Raw genomic sequence first — 14,009 nt, forward strand, 5'->3', positions numbered from 1 at the left:
GTAAAAATGTCGCGGTTTGCCCACAGGAAAAATCCGGTCCAGCAGAGCCCGATCATGGTTAACAGCAGCAGCGGAATGAAGCGGGCGCGGGCAGGGGCAGAAGCCGTCTCATCGGCATATTCGTCCCATTGCCCGGCCGGCGATTCATCGCCATTTTCGTGATATTCCTCAGAAAAATCAGGCTGTTCCGATGCCTGTTCGGGCACGTCACTTTCACCGCCTGCGGTTGCTGCTGTCTGGTCGTCGCCGGCACTTTCGTCGCGGTCGCGCCACATCCCGATTATCTTAGATTCACCTGCCATGGGGACTATTTAACACAATATCGGGTCATAGAAACCATAAGTTAACCATATTGCGTGTAAACGGCAGGAATGTCATTTGATTATGGAGCTTTGGATGCCGCTCTGACGGCCGCGGTGGGGGATGATCAACCCCTTATCGCGGAATTGCGCGCGGCATTTCTGGAGAGCGCAAAACGGCAAGTCGATTTGCTTGGAAGAGCCCGTTGCGATGCCAACTGGGAATATGCCGCCTGGCGTCTGAAAGGATTGGCCGCGAGCTTCTCTGCGACCAAAATTCTCCAGCTCGCCGACGAGGCAGCCCATAGCGCTCCGGGCGATCCGGTCATCCTGCAGAAACTGGAACGCGCCGTTTCAGCGGTCGAAGCGCACCGGGACTGATATTCCGGCTCCGGCGTGTCGAGTTCGTCGGCGTCGCTGGAATATCGGGAAATGTCACGGGCCCGGTTTTCGCTTCCGCCCCGGTTGCAGATATTGCCCAGCCCGCATCTCTCAGTTATGAAGGCCCAATGAAATATGCGAAGATAGTCCTCGCTGCACTTGCTTTGGTCTTGTTTGGCTGGTGGCTCCTTCTTGAGAATTTGATCATCGCAGATCCGGGGCAAGTGTCTGGTTATATACAGCTCGCATCTTGGCTTCTCATGGCGGTTCTAACCATTGTTGAATGGAAGAATAGGCGCTCCAGCGACTACAAAGAATCTTCTGCTGCTTGGAGTGGCACTTGGATTGTGCTGGCAACCGGCGGGGCAGCGATTATATTCCTTGCCAATGACTACTCATCCAAAGGCAATCTACAACTGCTCCTGGCCGTTGCAGTTCTGACAGCGGGCGCTGCCTTACTGGTATATCGGTTCGCTAGTCGGCACGAAAACGAAATCGGGGAAGTGCGGTTTAATGCACATCTGAACGACCGCTAATCATCCAGAAGCAAACTCCAACCGAAACATTTCTGATTATCGCTTGGCATGTCACGATGCCACCATATATGGGCAGGAACATGCTTCCTTTTCTCCGTTCGGGACCCGAAACTTGTGAAACTGGCTCTGATTTCTCTGGCAAAAGACGATCTCGACGGACAGGGGCCCATCGCCCTGCTGCCGTTGTTCGCCGGTACTTTGCTGGATTTGCAGATCCAGGCCGCGCAGCGCTTCGGCTGTGAAAAATTTGTCTTTCTCTGCCCGGTCACCCACGGTGCGCTGCTGCAGAAAATCGACGCGATGAAGCAGCAGGGGCTGGATGCAGAATATGTCCGCAGCCCCAGTGACCTTGTCCAATATGCCAGTGATCAGGATCATATCGTCTATATTGCCGATGGTATCATTCCCAATGCAGAGGTCGTCGGTCAGCTGAGCGGGGCGCCGCAGGAATTGCTGTTCACCGTGCTGCATGCCGAGGAATATCAGGAATTCGAGCGCATTGATCTGAACCAGCGCTGGCTTGGCATAGTCTCGCTCAATGCAGCGCGGCTGGTAGCTATGATCGATATTCCGGATGAATGGGAGATCGGGTCGGCGCTGCTGCGGACCGCGGTTCAGGCCGATTGTCCGCGCGCGATCATCTCGGACCGGCGAATGGGGGCGGGGGCGATTTCCCATATCCAGAGCGCGCTCAGTGCGACGCAATATACGCGACGCAAGCTCAAGGAAATGCCTGCGGAAAAGGACAATTTCCTGAACCGCTTCCTGTTGCGGCCCTTGATCAAAAGCAGTCTTCCCCGTCTGTGGAGCAGAAGGGCCGCGCCGCAATATCTGCAGATATTTGCGCTGGTTGCCGGACTTGCTGGTATCGGAATGGCTGCTTTCGGCTATGCGATCGCAGCGCTTGCGCTGCTGTTTTTCGGCAGTGCCGCCCAATTTGCCCGGACCACGATGCGGCAGTTCGACGGCGTCGCCAAATTTCGGGACTGGACAGCAATCGCGCTCGATCTCGTCGTGGCCAGCGGCGTTGGCATATTGCTGGTGCAGGCATCCGACGCGGCCACCCTGATGCCGAATATCGTTATTTTGCATTGCTGCTCGCGCATCTGCTGCTGCTCAGGAGCGCACCCGGGCCTGTCCGGTTCGCGCTCACTCGGCCGGATATGCGGCTGGTCCTGCTGCTCCTGCTCGTCGCCGCGATTTTCGGACCGATCAGCTATGGCATTTATGCTGCGGCGCTCTACTCTGGCCTGTCGCTCCTTCTCGACCGCTTTCTGGCCGGAAAATTGCCGGATTCATCCAGTCGGCAGAGCGAATAGCGGAATATTCGACTTAGCGGCTTGTTAACCACATTAGGGTACGGCCTAGCTATGGCACAGCGAGTTTTTCCGATGGATCGAAGCAAGCACAATGATATTGTCCGCCGCGCGAGCGCGATGGCCGACAAAGCCTCGTTCGTGGCGGATGATTTTGCGCAAGCCCTTTTTCCGAAAAGCGAAGTCATATTCAACGACCGCATGCGCTCCAATGCCCAGCAATATCTGCGCAGCGTCGTCGAGCAGATTGAAAAACGCATCTGTACCATCGTGACCGGGGATCTGGGCGTCAGCCATGACCTGTTGCTCGGTATCGCGCAACGCGGCAACGGGCAAAGCTTCGCGATGCTGGAACAATCCGGACTGCTGAAGACATCGGAAATCGTCCGCAACCTGTTCGTCAAGACGCAGCAGAGCGAACTCGCGGCGCGATTGCTGCAGAAAATTTCGCAGGAAGATCTCGAATCCACCCTGACCCGGCATCTCGATCACGCGGACCCCGCCGTTGCCAAGGCGGCGATGGGACTGCTTGTCGCCCAATCCAAAACCACCGGCGCCACCGGTGAAATTGCGGCGAGTCTGGCCGATCTGTCACCGGAAATCGCCTATGCCTTCGCCTGGCCGATCACCGCCGCTCTTGTCAGACGCTCCGGTTTTTCCGGCCCGCAGCTGCAGCAGGCAACCGAACGGCTGCTCGCTGCACATGACGAAAGCGCCGGCGTGGCGCGCAAGGCCGAGCGTCTGGCCCAGCTGCTCGATCAGGCCGGCGGCGAGAATATATCCGTGCCCCATCCGATGAGAGACGGTCTGACGTTATTTATCGCGCGGCTGGCCCGGCAATCCGGCCTGACCAGCGATCAGATTGTCGCCTTTACCGCCGAGCCCGATATGGCGCGGCTCGTCGTGGTCATGCGGGCGGCGGATTTTCCGGTTCAGGAAGCCTTGTCGATTTTTGCCGCACTCGACGGCGGCGACCATATCCTGACCGGGGCGACCTATGGCGAGACCGACCGGGACCGCTGCCAGACCCTGGTCACCCGCTGGGCCTCCCCCGAGGCTTTCCAGAATGCCGAACGGCTGCTTTCCGATGATTTTCCGGGCAGTCCTGGTAAATGAGCACGGATCGCAAATTGACCGAGCCGGTGCTGGGACAGGTGGATGTCGACGGATTGCTTCTGTCGGCCGACCCGCTGCTCATGCGGCTCCATCTGCGCTGTGGCGGTAGAGAAGGCGGTCCGCTGGCCGTGCCCGAACTGGCTGAATTGTGCCGTCTCAGTCGGCGACTGGGCATGAATCTCTCGCGTCCGGTGCAGGCATCGGATGACGAATCCCGCATTGAAATGTGGGTGGAGACACGCCTGGCCGCGCCGGAGAAGGCAGAGGCTCTCAACCTTTCGATCATCGACTGGAAGGAATATTCGCACGAAGAGAGCGAGAAAAGCGATCCGTCGCGTGAACGGGACTTTGACCGGCTGGAAGGACGCGGCGCGATCCGCACCGATGCGGCGCTGCGCATCATCGCCCAGCAGATGTCGGGCGAGGCGGAGCAGGATTTTGACGTCATCGGCCACTCTTTGCTCGAAATATATGACGTGGTTCCGCCGTCGGCCCATACCGATTTGCTGGAAGCCGTGGCCGAGCGTCAGCCGATCCGCAATCAGCGCATGCGGCAGAAGAGCGGTGCGGAACGCCTGTTCGTGCTGCAGGGCAATCCGCTGATCGACAAGACCGGCCTGTTTGCAGGCTACCGCTTCACCGCAACGCCGGCCGACGCGGCGGACCGTCCGCCCTCCAGCGCAACGGCCGTAAAAATGGTGGCGGCAAGCTGATCAGCGACAGTCTGTTCGGGATGCAGCTGGGCCCGGCGCTGCGCCAGCCGCTGGGCAAGATTATCGCCAATGCCGAAACGATCAGCAGCAAACTCGAAGGTCCGCTACGCGGAGATTATGCCAGCTATGCCAAGGATATCGCCTCGGCTGGCCGGCACTTGCTCGACCTCGTCAACGATCTGTCTGATCTCGAGGCCATCGAACGGCCCGAATTCACCGTCGCCGGTGACGATATCGATCTGGTGGATCTGGCGCACCGCGCAGCCGGCCTGCTGGCGGTCAAGGCGGCTGATCATCACATCCGTATCGATCTGCCCAACGAGAGCGAAAAATGTCCAGCCAGCGGTGAATTCCGCCGGACGCTGCAAATTCTCGTCAATCTGATCGGCAACGCAATCCGCTATTCGCCCGACGGTTCAGTGATAAAGCTGCGCGTGTCCGGCCAAGATGGATTTGCCCGGATCGCCGTCAGCGATCAGGGAGATGGCGTTGCCGCGGAAGACCAGGAACTGATTTTCGAGAAGTTCGAGCGTCTCGGACGGTCGGGCGATGGCGGTAGCGGGCTGGGACTCTTTATTTCCCGCCGGCTGGCCGGCGCAATGGGCGGCAGCCTGACCGTGGCCAGCGAAGCCGGCGAGGGGGCGACCTTCACCCTGTCCCTGCCGGAACGGAAGCCAGCATAAAAAAGGGGAGCGAAACGCCCCCCTTTTTCCATATTTTGATCAGGATTACCGCTTGTCGATCGGTACATAGTCGCGCTTCGCGGGACCCGTGTACAGCTGACGGGGGCGACCGATACGCTGGCCCGGATCGGAGATCATTTCGTTCCACTGCGCAACCCAGCCGACGGTACGGGCGAGGGCGAAGAGCACGGTGAACATCGAGGTCGGGAAGCCGATCGCCGACAGGATGATACCCGAGTAGAAATCGACGTTCGGGAACAGCTTCTTGTCGATGAAATAGGGATCGTTGAGCGCCATTTCTTCCAGTTGCAAGGCAACGTCAAAGACGGGGTCCTTGACCTTGAGCGTTTCGAACACTTCACGAACCGTTTCCTGCATCACCGATGCGCGCGGATCGTAATTTTTGTAAACGCGATGGCCAAAGCCCATCAGGCGGAACGGATCGTCCTTGTCCTTGGCGCGGGCAATATATTCCGGAATGCGATCGGGATGACCGATTTCCTTCAGCATGTTGAGCGCCGCTTCATTGGCGCCGCCATGGGCAGGGCCCCAGAGGCAGGCGATGCCGGCAGCGATGCAGGCAAAGGGGTTGGCGCCCGAGGAACCGGCGAGCCGCACGGTCGAGGTCGACGCGTTCTGTTCGTGATCGGCGTGGAGGATGAAGATCCGGTCCATCGCTTTTTCAATGGCCGGGTGCACTTCATATTCTTCCGCCGGCACACCAAAGGTCATGCGCAGGAAGTTTCCGGTATAGGACAGTTCATTGTCCGGATAGACGAAAGGCTGGCCGATCGAATATTTGTAAGCCATGGCGGCGATGGTCGGCATCTTGGCGACGAGACGGTGGCTGGCGATCATCCGCTGGGCGGGATCGTTGATGTCGGTGCTGTCATGATAGAAAGCCGACAGCGCGCCAACCACGCCGCACATGATCGCCATCGGGTGCGCATCGCGGCGGAAGCCCTGATAGAAACCGCGCAACTGTTCGTGCACCATGGTGTGGCGGGTGATCGTGTTGGTGAAGTCGGCATATTCGTCCGCGCTCGGCAATTCGCCGCGCAGCAGGAGGTGTGCCACTTCCATGAAGCTGCTCTGTTCGGCAAGCTGCTCGATTGGATAGCCGCGGTGGAGCAAAACGCCTTCGCCGCCGTCGATGAAGGTCAGCTCGGATTCGCAACTGGCGGTCGAGGTGAAGCCGGGGTCATAGGTGAAGGCACCGGTTTGGCCGTATAATTTGCGGATATCAACGACATCGGGGCCCACTGTGCCCGTCAGAACCGGATATTCGAAATTGTCGCCGTTGATGCTGAATTTTGCGTTATCGCCCACGATATTGTCCTTTCTGCTCCTGAAACTCAGGTTTTTCTATTTGATCTGCAAGACGTCCCAATGATTCCTCTTTGCCGAGAAGTATCAGAACGTCAAAAATTCCGGGTGAACTGGTACTTCCTGTCAGTGCCGCTCGCATAGGTTGTGCGAGCTTTCCCAACCCCAATTCGGCAGACTCCGCGATCGCTTTTATGACTTCTTCCGTTGCCTCGAGCGTCCAGTCTTCCAGATCGGTCAAGTCAAGGTGAATCGATTTAAGCAGCGTCCGTGCGTCAGCGTCTAGCAGATTTTCTGCCCGTTCGTCGAGGCCAAGTGGGCGTTTTTTAAAGAGAAAAAGACTGGATCCGGCCAATTCGACCAGATTTTTCGCCCGGCTTTTCAAAACCGGCATCGCCTGACCCAGCAATTCCGTCTCCGATAACGCCAGAGGCCTGCCCAAATCCTGTTCAATCCAGGGTGTCGCGAGGCGAACCAGATCATTATCGGCCGCTTCGCGCATATAATGGCCGTTCAAATTTTGCAGCTTCTTGGTGTCGAAACGCGAAGGAGATTTGCCGACGCCGGACAGGTCGAACCATTCTATCGCCTGTTCCCGCGAGATGATTTCGTCATCGCCATGGCCCCAGCCGAGCCGCAGCAGATAGTTGAACATCGCATCCGACAATATGCCCATGTCGCGATAGGCCTCGACGCCCAGCGCGCCGTGCCGCTTGGACAATTTCGCCCCGTCATTGCCGTGGATCAGCGGGATATGGGCATAGGCGGGCTCGTCCCAGCCCATCGCGCGGATCAGCGCCAGTTGGCGAAAGGCATTGTTGAGATGATCGTCGCCGCGAATCAGATGGGTGACGCCCATGTCATGATCGTCGACGACGACGGCGAGCATATAGGTTGGCGTGCCATCCGAGCGCAGCAGAATGAAATCATCAATCTCGCTGTTCTGGACCGAGACATCGCCCTGGACCATATCGGCAATGGTGACCTTGCCGGCGGTTTCGGTTTTCAGGCGGATCGCATAAGGCGCGCCATCCGGCGCTTCCGACGGATCGCGATCGCGCCAGCGGCCGTCATAGCGCATCGGCTTTTTCTCGGCCCGCTGCTGCTCGCGCATGGCGGCCAGCTCTTCCTGGGTTGCGAAACATTTATAGGCATTGCCCGATGCCAGCAGTTCGTGGGCGACTTCGGCGTGGCGCGCCGCGCGTTCGGACTGGAACACCGTTTCGCCGTCCCAGTCGAGACCGAGCCAGTCGAGCCCATCGGAAATCGCATCAATCGCTTCCTGCGTCGAGCGGGCCTTATCGGTATCTTCGATGCGCAGCAGCGCCTTGCCGCCATGATGGCGGGCGAACAGCCAGTTGAACATCGCCGTCCGGGCGCCGCCGATATGCAGGAACCCGGTCGGGGAGGGGGCAAAGCGGGTTACGACCATATTTGTCTCTTTCGGCTGTTCAGCATAATTTGAATTCACGCTTGCATGATCCCTGTGATAGGATTTTGAAATGCGGGATGGATTGAGCCCGAATGGCACCACAGGCACCGGTTCCGGATCGACTGGCACCGCCCTTAGCACGCTGTTTCACCCGCGACAATTGTCTGATTTATGGCGCGATAAACAACTCTCCAAACTGATTGAAATGCAGCTCGAGAAGGAGCGGGACCAGCTGCCTCTCTGGGTGCCGGTGGCGCTCGGCTGCGGCATTGCCGCCTGGTATAATCTCGCCAATAGCGCCTGGTGGCTGGCCTTCACCAGCCTGTGCGGCGGGATTGCCCTGTTTGCATTGACCAGCGGAGGCGCCACGCGGCTCGGCAAGGCGCTGTTCTGGTTCGCGCTGCTGGCGGCGGCCGGCTGCGCGCTGATCTGGCTGCGTTCTTGGAGCGTTGCCGCGCCGGTGCTGGAACGACCGATTGTCACCACGTTCAATGCGGAAATCGAGCGGGTCGAACCGGTGTTAGCGCGCGATATGGTCCGGCTGACGCTGCGCACCGGTGAAAATTCGGGGTTGCCGCCACGCGTACGGGTCAATGTGCCGCTGGATCGGGCCGGTCCCGGTTTGCAGGACGGCGCCCTGATCCAACTGCGCGCGCGGCTGATGCCGCCGGCCATGCCGGCGCTGCCCGGTGCCTATGATTTTTCCGAGCGCGCCTGGTTTCAGGGGCTCGGCGCGACCGGGCAGGCGCTGGGAGAAATCCGGATATTGCGCGCTGCGGACCCGGTTTTCGCGCTGTCCCGATACCGGCAGCGGCTTTCGGCTCACGTACAGACGCAGATGTCCGGTGCCGCCGGTGCGATTGGCGCCACCCTAGCCACCGGGGATCGCGGCGCTATTGACGACGCGGATGCCGAGGCGATGCGGCGCAGCGGGCTGGCGCATCTGCTCTCGATCAGCGGGCTGCATGTGACCGCGGTGGTCGGGGCGATCTATCTGCTGGTGCTCAAGACGCTCGCCCTGTCGCCCATGCTGGCGCTGCGCTTCCGCTTGCCGATCGTTGCGGCGGCCTGCGCGGCTCTGGCGGCGGTTACCTATACGCTGATGACCGGAGCGCAGGTGCCGACGATCCGGGCCTGCGTCGCGGCCCTGCTGGTGCTGGTGGCGTTGATGATGGGGCGCAGCGCAATCACTCTGCGGATGGTTGCTGCCGGGGCGCTCTTCGTTTTGATCTTCTGGCCCGAATCGCTGGTCGGACCCAGTTTTCAGTTGAGTTTCGCGGCGGTCACCGCGATTATCGCGCTGCACGAGCATCCACGGATCAAGGCGCTGCTGATGCTGCGCGAGGAAAGCCTGCTGCGCCGCGCCGGACGGTTCGTCTTTGCCCTGTTCCTGACCGGTCTGGTGGTGGAAATCGCGCTGATGCCGATTGCGCTCTACCATTTTCACAAGGCGGGGCTTTACGGCGCGCTGGCCAATATCGTCGCCATTCCGCTGACAACATTCGTGATCATGCCATTGGAGGCGCTGGCTCTGCTGCTGGACAGCGTGGGTCTTGGCGCGCCGGTCTGGTGGCTCTGCGAACAGGCCTTGAGCAGCCTGATCGCGCTGGCCCATTTTGTGTCGAGCCGGCCCGGCGCGGTGACGATGCTGCCGACCATGAAGGTGATCGCATTCGCGCTGGTGCTGCTCGGCGGACTGTGGCTCTGCCTGTGGCGGGAGCGCTGGCGCTATTGGGGGCTGGTTCCGATGCTGCTCGGCGGGCTGGTCATCGCCACCACCCGCGCGCCCGATCTCTATATCACCGGTGACGGGCGCCATGTCGCGATCCGCAATGACCGGGGCGAGTTGGCGATGTTGCGCAGCCGCAGCGGCGACTTCATTCGCGACATGATCCGCGAAAATGCCGGTATCGAGGGGGAATCACAGGCGCTGGACGACTGGCCGAACGCCATCTGCAATGCTGACAGCTGTCTGGCGACCGTATCGGCCGGCGGACGAGACTGGCAGATATTGGCGACGCGCAGCGGTCACTATATCCCGGCGCTCGCGCTGGCGGCTGCCTGTCGCCGCGCCGATATCGTGGTCAGCGACCGCCGGCTCCCGGACAGCTGCCGGCCGCGCTGGCTGAAAGCCGACCGTCATCTGCTGTCGCAGGTTGGCGGCATGACCATCGATCTGGAAAACAGGAAAATAGCCACCGCGCTCGGCTGGACCGGCAGGCATATATGGACCCGCTATCGAACTGCCGCGAGTGGAGACGCGACCAGCGGCGACCGCGATCAGTAGCGGCGCAGCAATCCGGCCATCTTGCCCTGAATGCGCACTTCGCCCGCGCCGTAGATCTGCGGTTCATAGGCGGCGTTGGCGGGATCAAGGCGCACCCGGACACCGTCCTTGTGCAGATATTTTAACGTGGCTTCTTCATCATGGATCAGGGCGACGACAATCTCGCCGTCGCGCGCCACTTCGGTTTTCTGGATCAGCGCATAATCGCCATCGAGGATACCGGCGTCGATCATCGAATCGCCGGACACTTCCAGCGCATAATGTTCGCCGGGGCCGAGCAGGGCGGCAGGGACGCTGAGCGCGGACTGGCCCTCCATCGCCTCGATCGGGCGCCGGCGGCAATCCGGCCGTGCAACGGAATTTCCAGCACGTCATTATTGGCCGCCGGAGCGGGATTGGAGATCACTTCGCGCACCGGCGTTTCCGGGTGCAGCGCAACGACATTGGATGGCTCCGCCTCGTGCACGCCGCCCTCGGGCAGTTTCAACACTTCCAAAGCGCGCGCCCGGTTGGGCAGGCGGCGGATGAAGTGCCGCTCCTCGAGCGCGCTGATCAACCGGTGAATGCCCGACTTGGACTTGAGCCCGAGCGCTTCCTTCATTTCCTCGAACGAGGGAGAAACGCCGCTATCCTTCAGCCTGTCATCGATGAAACAGAGAAGTTCATGTTGCTTTTGCGTGAGCATGTCCGGTGTCCTGTTCTGGGAACGAATAAGGAACAATTAAGAAACAAAACGGGGGAAGTCAAGCGGGAAGTGATTATCCCCTGCGCATACGTATTGACAATTCTATGATTATTATCGATATGCAATCATGCATAAATTTTTCAAAGCCCTGTCGGTTTTTGATAGCGGCGCGTCTGTGGCTCAAATTTTTGGACAGGCAATATGGCTGCTCTTGGTCGGCGGGAGCGCCGGCATGACCAGTTGGCTAGCAAAAATACTCCAATAATTGCCCAATTTGGACCGCTAGCGTGGATCGGCGCAGGATTACTGGCCGGTTTGATTGTCGCGATTATCCTCGCTATTATGCAATGGGCTAATCGACAGGTGAAGCATTCTGATTACTTGACGGCACTCACAGCACAACCCACACAAATTAATCCACTGGCAATTGCCTTCGAAAACAGAATTATAAAGATCAGCGACTTAGAATTGCCTGGTCCGATGCTCCACTCAAAAAGAGATTTGCAGGCTGCCAATTTGTAGGCCCGGGCGCTATTGGAATTATGGGTGGGCACCTTGATAACAACGAATTTTCAGAATGTGGGGATGTGATCGCAGTAGATGCAAATAAACTAACTGGTGTGCCATTTCTAGAAGATTGCACCTTCACAGACTGTCATTTTATGAGAATCACTATTATCGTAGATAAGGGGACCGGCCTAGGAATGAAAAAAGCCGGATTCGTGGTCTCGGGATTGGATTAAACAATTACCGTGATTAAGGTAGAAAAATCAGCAAGCGTCTATTTGACAAATTCGGATTCGCAGCCAAACTTTTAGCGAACGCCTTATTTGCACACTTAATTGACTTAACCCGCTTTGCATATCATATCCTTCTCTCAAAATGAGGGTAAGGGTTCTATGGCCGAAAAAGATCGTAGGGTGGTGTCTGACGAAGTTATCAAGTTGGACTACGGAACATTCAGAGATACTGAATTTGTGAACTGTAAATTGATCTATGAAGGAGGGCGCCTCCCGCTTTGGTGAATAACGGCTTTAATAACTGCGAGTGGATATTTGAGGCAGAGGCGCAAAATACCGTACGTTTTTTGAAAGCTCTTTATGATTCTGGAGGCGGTTTCCGTGAGATGGTGGAAGCCACTATTTTGGTCCCAAAAATGACCGGCGCGACTCAAGGCGATGGTGAGCAGCCGCCAGAAACTATAACGTTTTCCGCGAACACATCTTCAGGGGAGGTAAGGTCCTTTGTAACTCCAGTTCAATCAAGGGTTGAGTTTGTAACATCCGAAGTCATGGAGGCGAGAATGGGCCAGTTAAAAGCTGAAATTAAGTCAGATTTCCAGGGCATATTATCTCCAATCGAGATGAAATTGAATGGATTGCCTCAATCTAGCACAATTTGGAAAGGTGTCGGCACAATCGTTGTGGGAATGTTCGGTGCGGTAGGTGCTATTTTGGCATACTCTCTTGGACGGGTGATAGGGTTGATGGGGCAGCTTCAGCCGCTGCCGGATTCAATGATGCTATTATCGATTCAAAGATGGCCGATAGGAATCAGCAGCAATCTATTGATTCTCAGAGAGATTCTATAGATTCAATGGATGATAAACTCGATATTTTGATTGAGCAAAAGTCGAAAGCTAAAGAATGACAACACTTAAAGAAGCCCGAGAAAAGGGCAAACTCAAAGAGTTCATCAAGGAACACGAAGCCGACCATGACGGCGATGAAGCCGCCATTGCGGCAACACTCAAGTCAATGGTTGGTAAGTCGAAACCAGTTCCAAAAACATCGTCTCGGGACGGTGGCGACGATTGAAGCGATACTCCGCTTCCTTGGCATATTTCCAAAGATGATGCGGCGAAACGTGAATGTGAGTGCCAAAGATACCGCGCTTCAACTGTGACCAGAAACCTTCAATGCCGTTGGTGGTCGTGCCGGTAGGGCTAACCCACTGCTTCTCGCTGTGATTGACCGTCTTGTGCCAATATTTGTGACCCGTTCCGTCAAGGCCAGCATAGCTCATGAAATCATCGGTATGGATTTCGGTATGAGGCAGCACGTTGGCAACGATATTGCCCTGTAGCGTCGATTTGCGGCGATTGGGGATAACAACCGTCATGACTTCGCCGTTGCGCTGCATCATGCCCATGATCGCTGTCTTGCCGTCTTTGTTGCCGGGACCGCCACCATGATTGACACCGCCGATATAGGTTTCGTCCACTTCAACGATTTTCATAAAGCCGCCAAGGGGATTTTCGCCGTCTACATCGGCCATATGTTCACGGATAAGGCCAGCCATGCGCCATGCGGTCTTGTAGGTGACGCCTAGCTGGCGCTCCAATTCCTTGGCTGCAACGCCGTGGCGCGTGGTGGTGAACAGATAGATCGCATAGAACCAAAGCTGCAAAGGCGTCCGGCTCTTTTCAAAGGGAGTGCCGACAGTCGGGTGCAGGTGGTGGCCGCACCATTGGCAGGAATAGGCGCGCTCGGCTTTGATCCGATACCAGTTTGAAGCCTTTTTGCACTTTGGGCATTCGTAGCCCTGTCCGAAACGAACATCAAAGATATGCTGCAAGCAAGTCTCGTCATCAGGGAATTGCCGAAAGAATTGTGCGATTGTGAGAGGTTTCTGTTTCATGTCCATTATGTAGCAAATTTGACTACGTATGGCAAGGGGATAATCACTAAGCGGGAAGTGATTAATCTATGGGGTGAAGATCCGGAGATATGGCGGGATGAAAGCTTTGCCCCGAAGGCGGCTATTCGTGCTTTCTGTCACAGGTTGCCCTGCCACAGCCGTCTCTAGATTCGCGGTGCCAGCGTCTCGATGATTTTGCATTCGCCTACGGTTCCATGCTGGCAGGCACCGATCATCCGGCCTAGCTCGGAACGCAGCGTCGTCAGGTCGTCAATTTTTGATCGATCTCGGCAAGATGCCTGCTCGCAATGTCATCAACCGCTTCACAGGATTGATCTTCATTGTCCGACAGGTCGAGCAATTCGCGCAGCGCCTTCAGGGTGAATCCGAGATTCCGGGCGCGGCGAATGAAGGAAAGCCTCGCGAGATGGTTGCTCCCGTAATCGCGGTAATTTGCGCTTGTCCGTGCAGGAGGTGGCAGCAGGCCGATTTTCTCATAATAGCGGACGGTTTCAACCTTTGTCCTTGTCGCCTTTGCCAGTGCTCCAATTTTCATCGCTTGACCCTATAGTTACTACAGGGTCCATAAATATCG

The 14,009-nt window shown here is 57.5% G+C and carries 12 protein-coding genes and 3 pseudogenes; 9 read left to right on the forward strand and 6 right to left on the reverse strand.

Translation table 11 applies throughout. The features are described from left to right. Positions 1-302, reverse strand: a pseudogene (locus tag C8024_RS15445) (hypothetical protein); the annotation flags it as partial. A 69-nt stretch (positions 303-371) separates the two neighbouring features. On the opposite strand from C8024_RS15445, the gene C8024_RS15450 reads away from it, so the two are divergent. The 6 genes from C8024_RS15450 to C8024_RS15475 all read left to right on the forward strand — a co-directional run bounded on the left by C8024_RS15450 (position 372) and on the right by C8024_RS15475 (position 5,044). Then, the gene (locus C8024_RS15450) at positions 372-680 is read left to right on the forward strand and encodes an Hpt domain-containing protein (RefSeq protein WP_100095058.1); all 309 of its coding nucleotides are present in this window, start codon (positions 372-374) and stop codon (positions 678-680) included. Between the two features lie 128 nt (positions 681-808). Further along, positions 809-1,216 (forward strand): hypothetical protein, encoded by a 408-nt coding sequence (locus C8024_RS15455; protein WP_173206765.1) that lies wholly within the window; start codon positions 809-811, stop codon positions 1,214-1,216. A 114-nt stretch (positions 1,217-1,330) separates the two neighbouring features. Further along, on the forward strand, positions 1,331-2,563 hold the full coding sequence (locus C8024_RS15460) for a hypothetical protein (protein WP_173206768.1): 1,233 nt from the start codon (positions 1,331-1,333) through the stop codon (positions 2,561-2,563). A gap of 44 nt (positions 2,564-2,607) precedes the next feature. Continuing rightward, positions 2,608-3,648, forward strand: a complete 1,041-nt coding sequence (locus tag C8024_RS15465) for a hypothetical protein (protein ID WP_173206771.1) — start codon at positions 2,608-2,610, stop codon at positions 3,646-3,648. A gap of 14 nt (positions 3,649-3,662) precedes the next feature. After that, complete coding sequence (locus C8024_RS15470) at positions 3,663-4,361, forward strand: hypothetical protein (RefSeq protein WP_173206774.1); 699 nt, start codon at positions 3,663-3,665, stop codon at positions 4,359-4,361. Between the two features lie 20 nt (positions 4,362-4,381). Next, on the forward strand, positions 4,382-5,044 hold the full coding sequence (locus tag C8024_RS15475) for a sensor histidine kinase KdpD (RefSeq protein ID WP_173206777.1): 663 nt from the start codon (positions 4,382-4,384) through the stop codon (positions 5,042-5,044). A gap of 45 nt (positions 5,045-5,089) precedes the next feature. Here the strand turns inward: C8024_RS15475 and C8024_RS15480 are convergent, their stop codons facing one another. Both C8024_RS15480 and gltX read right to left on the reverse strand, forming a co-directional pair. After that, a complete protein-coding gene (locus tag C8024_RS15480) occupies positions 5,090-6,373 on the reverse strand; it encodes a citrate synthase (protein ID WP_100095053.1) in 1,284 nt (427 codons plus the stop codon). Beyond that, the gene (gltX, locus tag C8024_RS15485) at positions 6,363-7,802 is read right to left on the reverse strand and encodes a glutamate--tRNA ligase (RefSeq protein WP_173206780.1); all 1,440 of its coding nucleotides are present in this window, start codon (positions 7,800-7,802) and stop codon (positions 6,363-6,365) included. Before gltX ends, C8024_RS15480 begins: the two co-directional genes overlap by 11 nt. A gap of 70 nt (positions 7,803-7,872) precedes the next feature. Here gltX and C8024_RS15490 point away from each other — a divergent pair, with 70 nt between their 5' ends. Beyond that, positions 7,873-10,089, forward strand: coding sequence for a ComEC/Rec2 family competence protein (locus tag C8024_RS15490; RefSeq protein ID WP_254305997.1), 2,217 nt, complete (start codon positions 7,873-7,875; stop codon positions 10,087-10,089). Here C8024_RS15490 and lexA read toward each other — a convergent pair. Next, a pseudogene (lexA, locus tag C8024_RS15500) lies at positions 10,083-10,774 on the reverse strand (transcriptional repressor LexA). The gene C8024_RS15490 and the pseudogene lexA overlap by 7 nt on opposite strands. Before the next feature lie 201 nt (positions 10,775-10,975). Here lexA and C8024_RS15505 point away from each other — a divergent pair. Both C8024_RS15505 and C8024_RS15510 read left to right on the forward strand, forming a co-directional pair. Further along, on the forward strand, positions 10,976-11,296 hold the full coding sequence (locus tag C8024_RS15505; protein WP_173206789.1) for a hypothetical protein: 321 nt from the start codon (positions 10,976-10,978) through the stop codon (positions 11,294-11,296). Between the two features lie 496 nt (positions 11,297-11,792). Beyond that, positions 11,793-12,365, forward strand: coding sequence for a hypothetical protein (locus tag C8024_RS15510; protein ID WP_173206792.1), 573 nt, complete (start codon positions 11,793-11,795; stop codon positions 12,363-12,365). A 158-nt stretch (positions 12,366-12,523) separates the two neighbouring features. On the opposite strand, the gene C8024_RS15515 is transcribed toward C8024_RS15510, so the two are convergent. Next, positions 12,524-13,420: an IS1595 family transposase gene (locus tag C8024_RS15515; protein ID WP_367947381.1), complete on the reverse strand. Its 897-nt coding sequence runs from the start codon at positions 13,418-13,420 to the stop codon at positions 12,524-12,526. A gap of 158 nt (positions 13,421-13,578) precedes the next feature. Further along, positions 13,579-13,970: pseudogene (locus C8024_RS15520) on the reverse strand (helix-turn-helix domain-containing protein). Positions 13,971-14,009: the final 39 nt, after the last annotated feature.

This window comes from Sphingopyxis sp. BSNA05 (assembly GCF_013265645.1).
GTDB lineage: Bacteria > Pseudomonadota > Alphaproteobacteria > Sphingomonadales > Sphingomonadaceae > Parasphingorhabdus.